General features: G+C 64.5%; 17 protein-coding genes and 1 pseudogene. 12 read left to right on the top strand and 6 right to left on the bottom strand.

The genetic code is table 11. The features are described 5' to 3' along the window. The first annotated feature begins 58 nt into the window (after window positions 1–58). Genes yajC through AB7245_RS24230 form a run of 6 tightly spaced genes read left to right on the top strand, consistent with a single transcriptional unit; the run spans window position 59 to window position 5,709 of the window. Window positions 59–433: a preprotein translocase subunit YajC gene (gene yajC / locus AB7245_RS24255; protein WP_071913636.1), complete on the top strand. Its 375-nt coding sequence runs from the start codon at window positions 59–61 to the stop codon at window positions 431–433. Between the two features lie 46 nt (window positions 434–479). Continuing rightward, a complete protein-coding gene (gene secD / locus AB7245_RS24250) occupies window positions 480–2,084 on the top strand; it encodes a protein translocase subunit SecD (RefSeq protein WP_071913639.1) in 1,605 nt (534 codons plus the stop codon). Between the two features lie 11 nt (window positions 2,085–2,095). After that, window positions 2,096–3,115, top strand: a complete 1,020-nt coding sequence (gene secF, locus AB7245_RS24245) for a protein translocase subunit SecF (RefSeq protein ID WP_085404660.1) — start codon at window positions 2,096–2,098, stop codon at window positions 3,113–3,115. 60 nt (window positions 3,116–3,175) lie between these two features. Further along, complete coding sequence (locus AB7245_RS24240) at window positions 3,176–3,559, top strand: Mth938-like domain-containing protein (protein ID WP_085404661.1); 384 nt, start codon at window positions 3,176–3,178, stop codon at window positions 3,557–3,559. Then, window positions 3,556–4,419 (top strand): phytoene/squalene synthase family protein, encoded by an 864-nt coding sequence (locus AB7245_RS24235; protein WP_085404662.1) that lies wholly within the window; start codon window positions 3,556–3,558, stop codon window positions 4,417–4,419. The genes AB7245_RS24240 and AB7245_RS24235 overlap by 4 nt, the downstream gene beginning before the upstream one ends. Window positions 4,420–4,464: 45 nt before the next feature. Next, window positions 4,465–5,709 carry a threonine ammonia-lyase gene (locus AB7245_RS24230; RefSeq protein WP_085404663.1) on the top strand — a complete coding sequence of 415 codons (1,245 nt, stop codon included), beginning with the start codon at window positions 4,465–4,467 and terminating at the stop codon, window positions 5,707–5,709. Between the two features lie 13 nt (window positions 5,710–5,722). On the opposite strand, the gene AB7245_RS24225 is transcribed toward AB7245_RS24230, so the two are convergent. Then, entirely contained in the window at window positions 5,723–6,901 is a 1,179-nt protein-coding gene (locus AB7245_RS24225) for an aminotransferase class V-fold PLP-dependent enzyme (RefSeq protein ID WP_085404664.1), read from the bottom strand. Window positions 6,902–7,102: 201 nt separating this feature from the next. Between AB7245_RS24225 and AB7245_RS24220 the strand changes: the two genes are divergently transcribed. The 5 genes and pseudogenes from AB7245_RS24220 (at window position 7,103) to AB7245_RS24200 (ending at window position 12,271) form a co-directional block, all read left to right on the top strand. Then, a complete protein-coding gene (locus AB7245_RS24220) occupies window positions 7,103–8,059 on the top strand; it encodes a LysR family transcriptional regulator (protein ID WP_245344253.1) in 957 nt (318 codons plus the stop codon). 113 nt (window positions 8,060–8,172) lie between these two features. Next, complete coding sequence (locus AB7245_RS24215; RefSeq protein WP_085404666.1) at window positions 8,173–9,366, top strand: CaiB/BaiF CoA transferase family protein; 1,194 nt, start codon at window positions 8,173–8,175, stop codon at window positions 9,364–9,366. Continuing rightward, window positions 9,363–10,304 carry a hydroxymethylglutaryl-CoA lyase gene (locus AB7245_RS24210; RefSeq protein WP_085404667.1) on the top strand — a complete coding sequence of 314 codons (942 nt, stop codon included), beginning with the start codon at window positions 9,363–9,365 and terminating at the stop codon, window positions 10,302–10,304. The genes AB7245_RS24215 and AB7245_RS24210 overlap by 4 nt, the downstream gene beginning before the upstream one ends. A gap of 39 nt (window positions 10,305–10,343) precedes the next feature. Next, entirely contained in the window at window positions 10,344–11,675 is a 1,332-nt protein-coding gene (locus AB7245_RS24205; RefSeq protein ID WP_085404668.1) for an MFS transporter, read from the top strand. A gap of 122 nt (window positions 11,676–11,797) precedes the next feature. Then, window positions 11,798–12,271, top strand: a pseudogene (locus tag AB7245_RS24200) (VOC family protein). Between the two features lie 12 nt (window positions 12,272–12,283). On the opposite strand, the gene AB7245_RS24195 reads toward AB7245_RS24200, so the two are convergent. The 4 genes from AB7245_RS24195 to AB7245_RS24180 all read right to left on the bottom strand — a co-directional run bounded on the left by AB7245_RS24195 (window position 12,284) and on the right by AB7245_RS24180 (window position 15,748). Further along, the gene (locus tag AB7245_RS24195) at window positions 12,284–12,847 is read right to left on the bottom strand and encodes a CAP domain-containing protein (protein ID WP_085404753.1); all 564 of its coding nucleotides are present in this window, start codon (window positions 12,845–12,847) and stop codon (window positions 12,284–12,286) included. A 91-nt stretch (window positions 12,848–12,938) separates the two neighbouring features. Then, a complete protein-coding gene (locus AB7245_RS24190; RefSeq protein WP_085404669.1) occupies window positions 12,939–14,033 on the bottom strand; it encodes an AMP-binding enzyme in 1,095 nt (364 codons plus the stop codon). Window positions 14,034–14,041: 8 nt separating this feature from the next. Next, window positions 14,042–15,469, bottom strand: a complete 1,428-nt coding sequence (trmFO, locus tag AB7245_RS24185; RefSeq protein ID WP_085404670.1) for a methylenetetrahydrofolate--tRNA-(uracil(54)-C(5))-methyltransferase (FADH(2)-oxidizing) TrmFO — start codon at window positions 15,467–15,469, stop codon at window positions 14,042–14,044. Window positions 15,470–15,595: 126 nt separating this feature from the next. After that, entirely contained in the window at window positions 15,596–15,748 is a 153-nt protein-coding gene (locus tag AB7245_RS24180; RefSeq protein WP_007590701.1) for a DUF1127 domain-containing protein, read from the bottom strand. Between the two features lie 640 nt (window positions 15,749–16,388). Between AB7245_RS24180 and AB7245_RS24175 the strand changes: the two genes are divergently transcribed. After that, on the top strand, window positions 16,389–16,715 hold the full coding sequence (locus AB7245_RS24175) for a hypothetical protein (RefSeq protein ID WP_028152352.1): 327 nt from the start codon (window positions 16,389–16,391) through the stop codon (window positions 16,713–16,715). 60 nt (window positions 16,716–16,775) lie between these two features. Here the strand turns inward: AB7245_RS24175 and AB7245_RS24170 are convergent, their stop codons facing one another. After that, entirely contained in the window at window positions 16,776–17,600 is an 825-nt protein-coding gene (locus tag AB7245_RS24170; protein ID WP_085404671.1) for a lytic murein transglycosylase, read from the bottom strand. Window positions 17,601–17,649 lie beyond the last annotated feature (49 nt).

The raw sequence follows: 17,649 nt of genomic DNA, 5'->3' as shown, positions 1-17,649 counted from the left end.
AACCGGTCGCCTTTGAGGGCCTGACCGGTTTTCCCCCGTTTCCACGAGGATCGTCCGAATGTTCATTACCCCTGCGTATGCCCAGGCCGCGGGCGCCGGCGACACCAACAGCATGTTGATGTCGCTGCTGCCGTTCGCCCTGATCTTCGTGATCATGTACTTCCTGATTCTGCGCCCGCAGCAGAAGAAGGTGCGCGACCATGCCGACCTCGTGAAGAACATCCGCCGCGGCGACACCGTCGTGACCTCGGGCGGCCTCGTCGGCAAGGTCACCAAGGTCGTCGACGACGACCAGATCGAGTTCGAGATTTCCGACGGCGTGCGCGTGCGGCAGATGCGCCAGATGATCTCGGGCGTGCGCGCGAAGGGCGAGCCGGCCAAGGAATCCAAGGATAGCAAGGAAGCCGCCAAGGACGACGCCGCGTCGAAGTGAGCGCTTCCGCGAGCATCCCAATCTCCTGATCTGACAGGTCCAGTCGATGTTGTATTTCACGCGGTGGAAGGCGCTCGGGATTATCCTGACGGCGCTGATCGTGTGCCTCTGCGCGGTGCCGAACTTCTTCCCCGAAGCGCAGGTCAAGACCTGGCCCGCCTGGGCGCAGCGCCGGCTCGTGCTCGGCCTCGATCTCCAGGGCGGCTCCTATCTGCTGCTCGAGGTCGATTCGAGCTATGTGAAGAAGGAGAGGCTGGACCAGGTCCGCGACGACGTCCGCCGGACGCTGCGCGATGCCAAGATCGGATTCACCGGCGGCGTGACCGTGCGCAACGACGCGGCCGAGGTTCGCATCACCAAGGAATCCGACGTGCAGCCGGCGCTCGCCAAGCTGCGCGAGCTGTCCCAGCCACTGGGCGGACTGATGGGATCCAGCGGTCAGCGCGACCTTGAGGTGACCGATGCCGGCGGCGGCGTGATCCGCCTGGCGATTCCGCAGGCTGCAATGCTCGACCGCATGCGCAAGACCATCGAGCAGTCGATCCAGATCGTCGAGCGCCGCGTCAACGAGCTCGGCACCGTCGAGCCTGTCATCCAGCGCCAGGGCAACGACCGCATCCTGGTGCAGGTCCCAGGTCTTCAGGATCCGACTCGCCTGAAGGAATTGCTGGGCAAGACCGCGAAGATGGAATTCCGCATGGTCGATGCGTCCGTGCCGCCGGATCAGGCGCAGCAGGGACGGTTGCCGCCGGAATCCGAGCTGCTGATGAGCGCCTCGCCGCCGCCTACACCCTATGTGGTCAAGAAGCAGGTGCTGGTCGCCGGTGGCGACCTGACCGACGCCCAGGCGAGCTTCGACCAGCGCACGGGTGAGCCGGTCGTCAGCTTCAAGTTCAACACCTCGGGCGCGCGCAAGTTCGCGCAGGCCACGCAGGAAAACGTCGGGCTGCCCTTCGCGATCGTGCTCGACAACAAGGTGATCTCGGCGCCCGTCATCCGCGAGCCCATCACCGGCGGCCAGGGCCAGATCTCCGGCAATTTCACGGTGCAATCGGCCAACGATCTCGCGATCCTGTTGCGCGCCGGCGCACTGCCGGCGCCGCTCACGGTGGTCGAGGAACGCACCGTCGGTCCGGGCCTCGGCCAGGATTCGATCGAGAAGGGCGAGCTTGCGGCCTATGTCGGCTCGATCCTGGTCATCATCTTCATGCTGCTGACCTACCGGCTGTTCGGGGTGTTCGCCAACATCGCGGTGGCGATCAACGTCGCCATGATCTTCGGCCTGTTGTCGCTGCTCAACGCCACGCTGACGCTGCCCGGTATCGCCGGCATCGTGCTCACCGTCGGCATCGCGGTCGACTCCAACGTGCTCATCTACGAGCGCATCCGTGAGGAGCTGCGGGGCGGCCGCAATGCGATTTCGGCGATCGACGCCGGATTCAAGCGGGCGCTTGCGACCATCCTCGATTCCAACATCACCACCTTCATTGCCGCCGCCGTGTTGTTCTACATCGGCACCGGCCCGGTGCGCGGCTTTGCCGTGACGCTCGGCATCGGCATCATCACCACGGTGTTCACCGCCTTCACGCTGACCCGGCTGATCGTAGCCTGGTGGGTGCGGTGGAAGCGGCCGCAGAGCGTGCCGATCTAGGAGCTAAGACCGTGACTCACTACGTTCTCATCGGGCTTGGCATTCTCATTGCCGTTCTCACCGTGGTCGCAGCGCTCGGGCTGCTGCCGTCGCTGCGCATCGTCCCGGACGATACGCATTTCGACTTCACGCGCTTCCGCCGGATCAGCTTCCCGATCTCGGCGGCGCTGTCGATCGTCGCGATCACGCTGTTCTTCACCCATGGCCTGAATTTCGGCATCGACTTCCGCGGCGGCACGCTGCTGGAAGTGCAGGCCAAGTCCGGCGCCGCCGACATCGCCGCGATGCGGTCGACGCTCGATGGCTTGCATCTCGGCGAGGTCCAGCTGCAGCAGTTCGGCGGCCCCGAGAACGTCCTGATCCGCGTCGCGGAGCAGCCGGGCGGCGACGCTGCCCAGCAGGAAGCCGTGCAGAAGGTGCGCGGCGCGCTCGGCGATTCCGTCGAATATCGCCGCGTCGAGGTGGTGGGACCGCGCGTGTCCGGCGAACTGCTGGCCTATGGCATGCTCGGCCTGATGCTCGCGATCGTCTCGATCCTGATCTACCTCTGGTTCCGCTTCGAATGGCAGTTCGCGCTCGGCGCCATGATCGCCAACGTGCACGACATCGTGCTGACGATCGGATTCATGTCGATCAGCCAAGTCGATTTCGACCTGACCAGCATCGCGGCCCTTCTGACCATCCTGGGCTATTCGCTCAACGACACCGTCGTCATCTACGACCGTATCCGCGAAATGCTGCGCCGCTACAAGAAGATGCCGATGCCGCAGCTGCTCAACGAGTCGATCAATTCGACCCTGTCGCGTTCGATCATCACCCACTTCACCGTGACGCTGGCGCTGTTGGCTTTGCTGCTGTTCGGCGGCCATGCCATCCACAGCTTCACCGCGGTGATGATGTTCGGCGTGGTGCTGGTCGGCACCTATACCTCGATCTTCATCGCGGCCCCGATCCTGATCTATCTCGGCGTCGGCGAGCATCGCGAAGATGCGCCCGATACGGCTACGCCGGCGAAGAAAAACAAGGCATGATCCGAACCGCATGCCCTCGCAGGCGTTTGCGAGGGCAGTAAGCTCATTCGGACGAAGCACATGGCCGGCGATCCCAACGCACCGCATTTTCCCCGCTCGGCGCCGATCGAAGCCTATGGCAAGTGCGGCTTCGCCTTTGCCGGCATGTCGCATCGGGGATCGCTGCTCTGCCTGCCCGACGCGATCTGGGCCTGGGACGTGACGGACCCGACGAAGATCGACCGCTATTCGCTGGATCGCGTCTTCACGGCAGCCAACAGCATCGACACGCTTCTGATCGGCACCGGAACCGGCGTCTGGCTGCCGCCGCCTGACCTGCGGCAGGCGCTGAAGGCGGTGAGGGTCGTGCTGGATACGATGCAGACCGGCCCTGCCGTGCGCACCTACAACATCATGATCGGCGAGCGGCGCCGCGTCGCGGCCGCGCTGATCGCCGTGCCATGAGCAGCGCTGCGCCTCCGCCCGATTCCGTCGCCTTCTGCGCCGGCCTCGTGCGCAGCCATGACTTTCCGCGCTATGCCGCAACGCTGTTTGCGCCGGCCGCCGAGCGCCAGGCGCTGCTGGCGCTCTATGCCTTCAATGTCGAGATCGTCCGCGTCCGCGACCAGGTGAGCCAGCCCTTGCCCGGCGAAATCCGCCTGCAATGGTGGACCGACATGCTGTCGGGCCACGTCCACGGCAGCGCCGAGGGCAACCCGGTGGCGGCGGAGCTCTTGCGTGCGATCAGCGATTTCGACCTGCCGGTCGAGCCGTTATCGCTACTCGCCGACGAGCATCAGTTCGATCTCTACAACGATCCAATGCCGACCATGGCGGCTCTGGAGGGCTATCTGGACGCGACCTGTTCGGCATTGTTTGGCCTCGCGGCCCGGGTCATGGCGCCACCTTCGGAGGCGGCCGAGCATGTCGCAAGGCATGCCGGGCTCGCCCAGGGCATCGCGCAGGTGATTGCGAATCTGCCGCGCGACTCGGCGCATCGGCAACTGTTCCTGCCGCAGCAGCTGCTGGCGGCCCATGGCTGCGAGATGGAGGACGTGTTCGCCGGCAAGGAGACGCCGAATCTGCATGCGGTGCTCGGCCAGCTCGTGGGCGAAGCCGAGCAGCATTTGACGACGGCCTTGTCGCTGTTGCCGGAGGTGCCGGCACCGGCACGGCCGGCGTTTCTGCTGCTGAGCCAGGTGCGGGGTGACCTCAAGCGCCTGTCGCAACCCGGGCGCAATCCGTTTGCGTCGCAGCCCCCGTCGCGGCTGCGCACGCTATGGACGCTGTGGCGGGCTTCACGTTCCCGGGAATTTACCAAATAGCGGCCGGCTTATCGCCTCAAACGGCCAAATGCTCTATGCTGTCCTATGGCTGAGTTGTCCCAAAATACATCCCCCGATCTCAGTGGCTTGCCGGTCGCTCTGGGCGACATTCATGCCGCCGCCGACACCATCCGCGGCGCCGTCGTCGAGACGCCCTGCAGCTACAGCCGCACGCTGAGCAACATCTGCGGCTGCGACATCTGGCTGAAATTCGAAAACCTCCAGTTCACCTCCTCGTTCAAGGAGCGGGGTGCGCTCAACCGGCTCACCGCGCTGACGCCGGAGGAGCGTGCGCGCGGCGTCATCGCGATGTCGGCGGGCAACCACGCGCAGGGCGTCGCCTATCACGCCAAACGGCTCGGCATTCCCGCCACCATCGTCATGCCGGTCGGCACGCCCATGGTGAAGGTCGAGAACACCAAGCACCACGGCGCCGAGGTGGTGGTGACGGGCGCGACGCTGGAGGAGGCGGCCGCCTATGCGCGAAGCCATGGCGAGGCCCGCGGCATGATCTTCGTCCACCCCTATGACGACCCGCTCGTCATCGCGGGGCAGGGCACTGTCGGGCTCGAGATGCTGAAGGCGGTGCCGGAGCTCGATACGCTGGTGGTCCCGATCGGCGGCGGCGGCCTGATCAGCGGCATCGGCATTGCCGCGAAATCGATCAAGCCGACAGTGCGGATTCTTGGCGTCGAGGCCTGGCTCTACCCCTCGATGTACAACGCCATCCATGACGGCAATCTGCCTGCGCGCGGCGATACGCTCGCCGAAGGCATCGCGGTGAAATCGCCGGGCAAGATCACGACCGAGATCGTCCGCCGCCTCGTTGACGACATCGCGCTGGTGAACGAAGCCGAGCTCGAGCGCGCGGTCGCGACCCTGATCTCGATCGAGAAGACCGTCGTCGAGGGCGCCGGCGCCGCCGGGCTTGCCGCGTTGATGTCCGATACGTCCCGCTTTGCCGGCCGGAAGGTCGGCCTCGTCCTGAGCGGCGGCAACATCGACACGCGGCTGATCGCCTCCGTTCTGACGCGTGAGCTAGCGCGCGAGGGTCGGCTGACGCAGTTGTCGCTCGATATCCCCGATCGGCCCGGACAATTGGCTGCCGTCGCCTCACTGCTGGCCGAGGCCGGCGCCAACATCATCGAGGTCTCGCATCAGCGGACCTTCTCCGATCTGCCGGCCAAGGCGACGCTGCTTCAGCTTGTCATCGAGACCCGCGACAGCGCGCATCTCGACGAGGTCATGGCCAAGCTCGGCGCATCCGGCTTGAGCGCGCGCTGTACCTGAGTGGCGCGCGCCGCTATCGCGGCGCCAAACCCGCGAGGTGGCCGATCAGCCGGTCGATCTCGGCTTCCGTATTGTAGTAATGCGGGGAGGCCCGCACGACCGGCGGCAGCGAGCGGATTTCGGCATCGATGCGGGTGCTCGCCGGATCTGAAGCGCCGATGGTGATGCCCGCTGCAGCGGCGCTGCTGACGATGGCGTCCGCCTCATACCCATCCATCGTGAAGCTGACGATGGCGCCCGGTGCGCGTCCGAGGTCGCGAATGGTCACGCCGCGAACGGAGGCGAGGCCGCCGCGAAGACGGTCCGCAAGCAGACGGCAGCGCTGCTCGATGGGGCCGAGGCCAATCGCGAGGGCATAATCGATGGCAGTGCCGAGACCGAGACGTGCCGCGTAATTGTTCTCCCATGTCTCGAAACGGCGGGCATCGTCACGGAGCCGATATTCACCGCGCGAGACCCAGGGCGCGGCGAAGTGATCGATCATCGGCGGCTCGAGCCGTTGCAGCGTCTCGCGGCGGACGTAGAGAAAGCCCGTGCCGCGCGGGCCGCGGAGGAATTTGCGCCCCGTCGCCGACAGCATGTCACAGCCGATGGTGTCGACGTCGACCGTCATCTGGCCGACCGCCTGGCAGGCGTCGAGCAGATAGGGAATCCCGTGCGCCCGCGCGATCTTGCCGATCGCCGCCGCGGGATTGACCAATCCGCCATTGGTCGGAACCCAGGTGATGGCGATCAGTTTCACGCGCTCGTCGATCATGCGCTCGAGCGCGTGGACGTCGAGCTCGCCGCTGGCATCGCTCGGCACCACATCGATGATCGCGCCCGTGCGCCTTGCGATCTGAAGAAACGCGACGTAGTTGGCAGCGTATTCCGCCTCGGCGGTCAGGATCCGATCGCCCTGGCGAAATGGAAGCGCGTAGAACGCCATCTGCCAGGCAATTGTCGCGTTCTCCATGAGGGCGATCTCGTCGGGGGCGGCATTCAGCAGGCGCGCTACGGAGCCATAGACCGCATCGAGCCGATCGGACTCGCGGTCGGCAGCGGCATAACCTCCGATCTCGCCCTCCAGGTCGATGTGGTCCTTCATTGCCGCGACGACGGCAGTTGGCATGAGGGCCGCGCCGGCATTGTGGAGATAAGCGAGGCGGGAGGCGGCCGGGGTGTCGGAACGTATCCGGTCGATGTCGATCAATGCTGGTCTCCGCCTCTGCTGTCCCGATCCCATGAATTAGGCGCGTTGACGAGCGCGAGCAAGCTTATGTGCTGCTTGGAACAAAATGGCGGATTATTGCCTCGTCTTGGTATCGGATTCCAAATCGGCGGCCTTTCTCCCGGGATTTTGAGAAACCCGGTGACTTCGGACGTTATATCTTCCCGGATCGGGAAACAGACCATGCAAGAGAAAGCGCAATCCCGCTCAATGACCGGGACGCCCAGGACCAACATCACCCGACGGATCGACCTCACGACCCTGCGGCTGTTCATCGCCATCTGTGAGGAAGGCAATTTGACGCGCGCCTCGCAGCGCGAGGCGATCGCGCCCTCTGCTGTCAGCAAGCGCATGCATGACCTCGAGGAGGTGCTCGAGGTCGCACTGTTCGAGCGGCATCCGAACGGCATGGTGCTGACGCCGGCCGGTGAATCGCTGCTGCATCATGCGCGCGTGACGCTGCTCAACGTCGAGAAGATCGCGGTCGACATGGCCGAGCATGCGCGCGGCGTGCGCGGGCATGTGCGGATGCTGGCCAATCTGTCGTCGATCGTCGAATTCCTTCCCGACGATCTGCCCGGCTTCTTTCGCTCACACGAGCTGGTGCGGCTCGATCTGCAGGAGCGCCCCAGCGCCGATGTCGTTCGCGGCGTCGAGGAGGGCGTGGCCGAAATCGGCATCTGCTCGGCAGACGTGTCGACGCGCGGGCTGGAGCGGTTCTCCTATCGGCGGGACCGCCTCGTCATCGTGGTGCGGTCCGATCATCCGCTTGCATCGGCAAGAGACGTTTCGTTCGCCGACACACTCGACTACGACCATGTCGGCCTGTTTGCGACCAGCTCGATCTATCTGCGCTCGCAATACACCGCGCAGCAGATCGGCAAGTCGATCCGGTTGCGGGTCCACGTCCCCGGTTTTGATGCGGTGTGCCGGATGGTGCAGGCCGGCATGGGCATCGGCCTCATCCCCGACCGTGCGTTCGAGGTCCTCAGTCACGGCATGAACCTGACGGCCGTCGAGTTAAGCGACGACTGGGCCGATCGCGAACTGGTGCTGGTGGCCAGGGATCCCGCGGGATTGTCGGCGACGAGCCAGTTGATGCTCGATCATCTGCGATTGCCCGGAACCAAACCTCACTGATGGCGGCCTTCGTGTCGTTCGTCATCCGCGAACGCGTGTTCATCAAAGGATATTGGACTTAGGGCCCTGCGCTCGGCGACACCACGATCAAAGACGATCGAGGAGCGCCAGACGTGGACGGACCATTATCCGGAATACGAGTCGTCGAACTCGGAACTTTGATCGCGGCACCGTTTGCCGCGCGGCTCTTTGCCGAGTTCGGCGCCGAAGTCATCAAGATCGAGCAGCCGGGCAGCGGGGATCCGTTGCGCAGATGGCGCAAGCTGCATCAGGGCACCTCGCTCTGGTGGTACCTGCAATCCCGCAACAAGAAGTCGATCGCGATCGATCTGAAATCGCCTGACGGGCGCGACGTCGCGCTGCGCCTGGCCGCGCAAGCCGATGTCGTGATCGAGAATTTCAAGCCAGGGAGCCTCGAGAAGCTCGGCCTCGGTTGGGACGTGCTCTCAAAGCTCAATCCAGATCTGACACTGGTCCGCATCTCCGGCTACGGGCAGACCGGCCCTTACCGCGACCGCTCCGGGTTCGGCGCGATCGGAGAGGCCATGGGCGGGCTGCGCTTCACTACCGGCGATCCCGACAGCCCGCCGGCCCGGGTCGGCATCAGCATCGGCGACAGCCTTGCGTCGCTTCATGGCGTGATCGGCGCGCTGATGTCGCTGCTCCGAGTCAAGACAGGGCAGGGGCGAGGGCAGGTGGTCGACGTCTCGCTCTATGAGAGCGTGTTCAACCTGATGGAGAGTCTCGTCCCCGAATATGACCTCATGGGTCATGTCAGGACCCGCACCGGCGGCGCCCTGCCGGGCATCAGTCCATCCAATACATATCCCAGCTCCGACGGGCGCCATGTCGTGATCGCCGGCAACAGCGACGCGATCTTCAAGCGCTTGATGCTGGTCATCGGGCGGCCGGACCTTGCCGACGATCCGGCCCTTGCCAGCAATGACGGACGTGTCCGCAGCAACGCCTTGCTCGATGCTGCCATCGCTGCATGGACCTCGGAACGAACGATGGACGAGATCCTCGCACGCCTCGATGCGGCCGACGTTCCCGCGGGTCGGATCTATTCCGTTGCCGATATTGTCGACGATCCCCATTACGCCGCCCGCGACATGATCCTGCCGACCGAGCTGCCGGGCGACGTCACCGTAAAGATGCCGGGCATCGCGCCAAAACTCTCCGACACCCCGGGCGCAGTCAAATGGCCTGGCCCGACGCTGGGACAGCATACCGACGAGGTGCTCGCGGGCCTCGGCTTGCAGGCAGGCGATATCGCGCAGCTGCGCCGCAGCGGAGCGGTGCAATGACGGCGCCGCCACCCGACATCCTGATCCAGGAGGTCGCTCCGCGCGACGGCCTTCAGATCGAAGCGAAATGGTTCGAAACCAGCGAAAAAATCCGGCTGATCAATTCGCTCTCTGCGATCGGCTTCAGCCGCATTGAGGTCTCGTCGTTCGTGTCAGCGGCGGCCGTGCCGTCGCTGCGCGACGCCGCGGACGTCTTCGCCGGCATCGAGCGGCGGCCCGGTACGATCTACGCGGCGCTGATCCCGAACCGGAAGGGCGCCGAGCTGGCGCTGGCTGCACGCGCCGACGAGCTCAATTTCGTGATGTCGGCGAGCGAGACGCACAACCGCGCCAACATGAACATGACGCATGCGGTGTCGCTGGCGTCGCTCAGCGAGATCGTGAAGCCGGCCCATGCAGGCGGCGCATTAGTCAACGCGACGGTTGCGACCGCGTTCGGCTGTCCGTTCGAAGGCCTGCAGCCATTCGAGAAGGTGCTCGATATCGTCAAGCGCTATCTCGATCTCGGAGTCGATGGCGTCACGCTCGCCGATACCACGGGCATGGCCAATCCCAATCAGGTCTCGCAGCTGGTGGCCGAGGTCTTGATGCTGGTCCCTGCGGACATGCTCACGCTTCACTTCCACAATACGCGCGGTCTCGGGCTGGTTAACGTCCTCGCGGCCTATGACACCGGCGCGCGCCGCTTTGACGCCGCGCTGGGCGGCCTCGGCGGATGTCCATTTGCGCCGGGTGCCACCGGCAATGTCTGTACCGAAGACCTCGTCAATCTCTGCCACGAGACGGGCCTGCGGACCGGTCTCGACCTGCAGCGCTTGATCGATCTCTCGTTCCGGTTGCCTGGACTGATCGGACACGAGGTGCCGGGGCAGGTCGCCAAGGCCGGCCGTCCCCTCGATCTGCATCCCATACCCGAGCGGCTGCGACGCTCGGGCTGATCGACCGCTATCAAAATTCAAAACACATTGGAGGAAACCATGACGATTGCCACGGCGGCGACTGCCGACCTCGATACTGGACTCACAGAGCATCAGGTCATCAAGAAGATTGCGTGGCGGCTGATGCCGCTGATCATTGTCTGCTACTTCTTTGCGTTCTTCGACCGCGTCAACATCAGCTTCGCCAAGGCTGCGCTCCAGGCCGATCTCGGCCTCAGCAACACCGCCTACGGATTTGGCGCCAGCCTGTTCGTCGTTGGTTACGTCCTGCTGGAAGTGCCGAGCAACATGCTGCTCTATCGCTTCGGCGCGCGGCGCTGGATCGCCCGCATCATGATTTCCTGGGGGCTGGCGACGGCGGCGATGGTCTTCGTTCATAGCGAGTGGCAGTTCTATGCGTTGCGCTTCGTGATCGGCGCCATGGAGGCGGGATTTGCGCCCGGCATTCTCTATTACCTGACACTCTGGTTTCCAAAATCGCATCGCGGCCGCATGACGTCCGTGTTCTTTCTCGCCACTGCATTCTCGGGGATCATCGGCGCACCGATCTCGGGTCTCATCCTCAACTATCTGAACGGGCTGCACGGTCTGGCCGGTTGGCAATGGCTGTTTCTGGCTGGCGGCATTCCCTGCGTTGCGCTTGGCTTCGTCGTGCTGCTGCGCTTCGACGACGGGATCGAGCAGGCCGATTGGCTGAGCGACGACGAGCGCCGGTTGATCTCGGTTCAGCTGGACCGCCAGAAGAGCGAGATCGGCGAGCATTCGGCATGGCGCTCGCTGCTCATGCCCGGCGTGCTGCTGCTCGGATTCATCTACTTCCTGATCCAGATCGCCTCCTACGGCCTCAATTTCTGGGCGCCCGACCTGATCAAGGCGGCCGGAGGCGGAAGCGCGGCTGCGATCGGCTTCCTGACCGCCGTTCCCTATATCTGCGGCGCCATCTGCATGATTGTCGTGGGGCGATTGTCGGATGCATCGGGGGAGCGCCCGAAATTTGTCGCAGCCTTGATTCTGACCGCGGCCGTGGGCTTCTTCGCGTCCGGTGCGTTCGACAGGAATGTCGTCACGCTGGTTGGCGCGCTTGCCATTCTCGGCGCCGGTGTCGTCGCGGCCATTCCAACATTCTGGACGCTGCCTCCGAAGATCCTCACTGGCGCGGGCGCAGCCAGCGGAATTGCGCTCATCAACACGCTGGGGCAGGTCGGCGGCATCGTCAGCCCGGTCATGGTCGGCTCGGTCAAGGATTGGACCGGCAGCACGACGCCGGCGCTCTATGTCATTGGCGGCTTGTGCGTGCTCTGTGCGTTGCTGCTGACGGTGCTTCCGCGAGACCTGAAAGCCAGGGACGTGGCGGAACCCCGGGTCGCATAGGCCGCGGCATTGGCGCGCCTTGGTGAGGCGCATTCAAGAGGGCATCTAGGCGAAAGACATCACACCGCCGTCCATTCTCAATGGATGGCGGTGTGATGGCCCGGAACCGAAGGGGACGCGCAATGGCGAAGAACACGATTTGCCTCTGGTACGACAACGACGCCGAGGCGGCCGCCCGCTTCTATGCCGAGACGTTCCCCGACAGCGCCGTAAGCGCCGTCCATCACGCGCCCAGCGATTACCCCTCCGGCAGGGCGGGCGATGTGCTGACCGTCGAGTTTACGGTTGCCGGCGTTGCCTGTCTCGGCCTCAACGGCGGTCCGATTTTCAAGCACAACGAGGCTTTCTCGTTCCAGATCGCGACCGACGATTAGGAGGAGACCGACCGCTACTGGAACGCCATCATCGGCAATGGCGGGCAGGAGAGCGCCTGCGGCTGGTGCAAGGACAGATGGGGCCTCTCCTGGCAGATCACGCCGCGGGTGTTGACCGAGGCACTGGCGGCCGGCGGTGACGAGGCAAAGCGCGCCTTCGATGCAATGATGGGGATGACGAAGATCGATGTCGCCGCGATCGAGGCCGCGCGCCGCGGCTGAAATTATCTCGCCTCAGATACAGAGGCCGAGCAGCTTGACGTGGCAGCCGCTGGATTTGGGCTTGCTGGCGGGCGCGGCCTCGCGCTTCACGGCAACCAGCGGCTCCTCGTCCTTCTTGCCTTTACCTTTGCCCTTGCCCTTCGGCTCGTAGTCGCCCGCGATCACCATGGCCCAATAGGTTCGCTTGCCGCTGGCATTCTTGGCGCTGGCGATGCCGACGCGCGAGGCGTTGTGCAGCAGCAGGTTCTTGCGATGCCCGGACGAGTCGATCCACTGTCCCAGCGTTTTCTCGAAATTGTCGTAGCCATAGGCGATGTTCTCGGCGGCGCGGCCCGCGCCGGCCGGTGCGACGCGCCGGTTGAACGGGCCGAGCGCGTCGTGGCTGAGGTCGTCCTTCGCCGCCATCGCGCGGGCCTGGTCCATGGCAATGCGGTCGAGGGTTGAATCGCGGACGACGCGGACCTCGCCGTTCTTGAGGCGAAAGCCGGAGATCAGCTCGGCCGGGGATTCGGCCATCGCGGGTGCAGCTGCAAGCAGCAGAAGGCCAGCGATCACGCCGCCAACCACACGATGCATCATCATCCCCCGAATGCCCATGACCCGCCGCCCGAATGATCCGATCGGTTCTCTATCGCCAATGTGGACGCTTCAAGGCGTGAGCAGCCCGTCAGCTCGCCGGCAGGTCTGCCTCGAAGTTGAAACGGTCCCGCAGGTTCTTCCGCTGTTCCAGGATGTCCTTGAGGAAGGCGCGGTCCTGGTCGTTCTTCATCATCGGCTCGATCAGGTCGAGCTGGTTCATGGCGACCAGTTGCAGGATCTCGGTTCGCGGCTTGCCGCTGGTATCACGGGGCAGCGCGTGTACGACCTGGATGTGTTCCGGCGGCTTGGGGCCCTTGGCGGCCGAAAGCTCGCTCCGAAGCTCGCCTTCAAGCGTGGCCTGATCGGCCTCGACGAAGGCATAGAGCCCGACGCCGGAGCGGCGGTCGGCGAAGGCGACGATGGCGGTGTCGCGCACGGCCGGGTTCTTGCGGATCAGCTCGGCCAGCACCGGCGCGTCGTTGACCAGCCGGCGGCCGCCGCCCTCGCGGTCGGTGAAGTTGAACAGGCCGCGCGTGATCGCGCGATAGACCTTCTTGCCGGTCGCGAGCCACAGGCTGGCGGCGAATGATTTCTTCGCCAGGATCTTGCGCTCGCGGGGCGTCAGCGCCTCGGGTGCGTAGGAACGCTTGTGCTTGAGCAGATGCCGCAGGTCCTCGTAGGCGAGGATGCGGTAGAGCCGGCCACGTCGGTTGAAGCAGGCCGCGAGCTGGAAGTCGGTCACGTAGGCGCGGCCGTCGCGGCCGACCAGCCAGTTCTGCTCCTTGGCGAGATCGTTGTGGCAGATGCCGGCGCGGCGCAGCCGGCGTAGCGCCGCCTTGGCCGAGCGGAAATAGGCGAGGTCGCCATGCGGCTTGGCCAGATGCAGGGCAACGCCGTCGACAAAGCCGCGTACCAGGGCGCGGCGTCCGGCCCACAGCAGCTCGGGGCCGACGTTCAGGCCTTTTGCAAGAACGAGTGCGTGTTTCTCGCGCGCGAACAGATGACGGGCCAAGAGGAATGACCACCACGGCACCTCGTCGAGCCGGCGCAGCACGGCGTCGACCTCGCCGCTATCGCCGCGGAAGCGGCCACGCTCGACGGTCGAGAACACGTCGCGCTTGAGCAGCACGCCCTCGGTCCAGCGCGCCGACAGTGTCGCGGCGTCGTCTTTGGGAAGACTCATCAAAAAACTCACGCGGCTGCGGCGATGCGCAGGTGATCGGCGATCCAGCGATCGAGATCGGCGAGCGCCAGCGCGCTCATCGCCTGCTTCTTGGCCACCGTTTTCTCGTTGCCGCGCAGGCGGGTGCCGTCGGGCTTCTTCGTCGGAGCATTCGCAAGCGGCGGGAACAGGCCGAAATTGATGTTCATCGGCTGGAACGAGCGCGTACCGGGTTCGATGGTCTCGATATGGCCGCCGGTGATGTGACCGAGCAGCGATCCCAGTGCCGTCGTAGCAGGCGGGCTCGCCAGTGTTTCGCCGCGCGCATCCGCCGCCGCATAGAGACCGGCGATCAGGCCGACGCTGGCGGATTCCACATAGCCCTCGCAGCCGGTCATCTGACCGGCAAAGCGCAGCCGCGGCTGCGCGCGCAGGCGCAGCTGGCCGTCGAGCAGCTTTGGCGAGTTGAGGAAGGTGTTGCGATGCAGGCCGCCGAGGCGGGCGAATTCGGCCTTCTCCAGCCCCGGAATGCTGCGGAAGATGCGTTGCTGCTCGCCGTATTTCAGCTTCGTCTGGAATCCGACGATGTTGTAGAGCGTGCCGAGCTTGTTGTCCTGGCGCAGCTGCACGATCGCGTAGGCCTTCGTGGTGGGATCGTGCGGATTGGTGAGGCCGACCGGCTTCATCGGGCCGTGGCGCAACGTCTCGGGGCCGCGCTCCGCCATCACCTCGATCGGCAGGCAGCCGTCGAAATAGGGCGTGTTGGTCTCCCATTCCTTGAACTCGGTCTTCTCGCCTGCGATCAGCGCGGCGACGAAGCCGTCATACTGCTCCTTGGTCATGGGGCAGTTGATGTAGTCGGCGCCGGTGCCGCCGGGGCCGACCTTGTCATAGCGCGACTGGAACCAGGCCACCGACATGTCGATGGACTCGCGATGCACGATCGGCGCGATCGCGTCGAAGAAAGCGAGCGCGTTCTCGTCGGTGAGCTCGCGAATGGCGTCGGCGAGTGGCGCGGAGGTGAGGGGCCCGGTCGCAACGATGACGTTGCTCCAGTCGGACGGCGGCAGGCCTGAAACCTCGCCACGGGCAATCTCGATCAGGGGGTGGTCGTTGAGCGCCTTGGTGACGGCCGCCGAGAAGCCGTCGCGGTCGACCGCGAGCGCACCGCCGGCGGGCACCTGGTTGGCGTCGGCCGCGCGCATGATCAGCGAGCCGAGCCGGCGCATTTCGGCGTGCAGCAGGCCGACGGCGTTGTTGGCAGCGTCGTCCGAGCGGAACGAATTGGAGCAGACGAGCTCGGCGAGCCCATCGGTGCGGTGCGCCTCGGTCATGCGGTCCGGCCGCATCTCGTGCAGCACCACGGGCACGCCGGATTTGGCGACCTGCCAGGCGGCTTCGGAACCGGCAAGGCCAGCGCCGATCACGTGCACAATGTTGGATTGGGGTCCTGTCATGGGGCGGACAGGTAGCGCTTTTCGGCGGTCAGTGGAATCGCCGAGATGGAGTTTTCTGCCATCAGAAACGACAACGCCCGCACGAGGCGGGCGCTATCGGTTCGTCCGGTGAAGGGCTGAACGAAATCAGCCCTGATACTGACCGGCGGCAACGCGCGGGATGTCCGAGCGATCGAGGCCGATGTCGGCCAGTTCGCGATCGCTGAGCTGGGACAGCTCGGCAACATTGCGCTGATAGTCCCGGAAAGCCTGGATCATGCGGATGAGCGAGAGCAGCATTGGTAGTCTCCTGTAGTTCGATTCAGCCCTTGCCCGGGCCTCATCGTTGAAATGAATATAGGTGAGAGTGGTGCAGTGCGAAAGTTCCGATGTTGCGATGCAGCTAAGCGCGAGGTGCATAGCGGTAGTAACGGACGATTAACCCGGGAGCACTCTCGCCCAAAGGGTAGGCGAAATAGGAAGTGCTTTGCCATAAATCACCGTGAATTCACGGGTTTACTGAAACCACTCTCGTTACCGGTGAAATGGAAATAGGTAGGGTTCCAACTGTTCTCAAGGCGGTCAGTCAGCGCCTGCGCCCAAGTCTCGCATGCGCAAATCGCATGATAGTGGAACTATAGAGATGAATATAAATTCATTTTTATGAAAGATACCATGCGACCGGGTCCACACGATCCGACTCGCTCTGGGCTGGCGGACCACCAGACAAGCGGGCAAGGAGCCTGCCGAAACTCATCCTGACTCGTTTCAGACCGCAGCCGCCTCCTTGGTGCGGTGCACACACGCCGAACGTGTGGCGTTCATTACAAGGGTGTAATGAAAATCAGAAATTTCGCATGGCGCCTCTGCGCCGCGCGCAACATCACGCAATTCTCGCGAGAAATTTATTGCGGCAAGTTGCCGCGCCCGGAGGAAAGTCATGTCGCAGATTCTGGCAATGTCGCTGGTTCTGTCCCAAGAACAAGAGAAGGAAAGTAACATCATGACGAAGTTACTCGGGGTTATCGCAATTGCCGCCGTCGCGTTCGCTGTCGCGCCGGCCCAGGCCGCCAAGCACGCCATGGGCGGCTGCAGCTCGGCCAACCTGGAGAAGACGGAGACCGCGATCGAGAACATGGCCGACGGCGACAGCAAGTTCGTGGCGCAGAAGGAGATCGCAGCTGCGCAGGACGCGCTGCTCAACGGCAAAATGGGTGTGTGCGGCGCGCACCTGAACAAGGCGATGAACGCCACCATGGGTAAGTAAACGCACCAAGAGAGGGCCGATCGCCGGGCGATCGGCCCTACGCGTCCTGTCGGGCGCTATTTAAGGGGCGCGTGCGAGCTGGGTCGCGAAATAGGCGACGGTCTTGGAGTAGACTTCGCTCTTGTTCCACTGCTGCAATACCGCAAAATTCGGACTGCCCGGCTGCCAATCCTTGCCGCGCTGCCAGCCGTAGCCCGCGAGATAATTCGCGGTGGAGGCGAGCACGTCGGGCGCGTTGTGCAAGAGGTCGCGCTTGCCATTGCCGTCGAAATCGACGGCGTATTTCATCCAGGACGACGGCATGAACTGGGTCTGACCGAGCTCGCCGGCCCATGCGCCCTTCATGTCGGCGGGGGCGAGGTCGCCGCGCTGGACGATACGCAGCGCATCCAGCAGCTCGGCACGAAACTGTTCGGAGCGACGGCAATCATAGGCCAGCGTTGCCAGCGAGCGAATGGTGGCGAACTTGCCGGTGTTGACGCCGAAATCGGTCTCGAGACCCCAGATCGCGACCAGCACCTCGCCGGGCACGCCATAGGTCTGTTCGATGCGGGACAGCACCGAGCCGTATTGCTTCATCATGTTGGAGCCGCGCTGCATGCGCGGCGGCACCATGCGGCCGGAGAACTCCTCGAAGGTCTGGGTGAAGACTTTTTGCGAGCGGTCCCGGTTGAGCACGCTCTGATCGAGCGTCACGCCGGCAAGCCCGGCGGCAACGGCCTGCTGCGAGACGCCCTTGGCCGCGGCGTCGGCTTTGAAGTCCGCGAGCCAGGCGTCGAAATTGCCCGAGCCGCAGGCAACAGCGGCGAGGGCTGGCTGGGCGGTTAGGATTGACGCGGAGAGGGCGAGGGCTGCGAGAGCGAGACGAGAAATCGTCGGGGTCATCAGATGAAATGGATTCCGTGAAGTGATCTGACCGGCGGGCGCAATTTCG

It is taken from the genome of Bradyrhizobium sp. 604_D8_N2_3, assembly GCF_051810765.1.
Classification (GTDB): Bacteria; Pseudomonadota; Alphaproteobacteria; order Rhizobiales; family Xanthobacteraceae; genus Bradyrhizobium; species Bradyrhizobium barranii.
The sequence above is the reverse complement of the archived record's forward strand: the minus strand, read 5'-3'. Positions and strand labels throughout refer to the sequence as shown.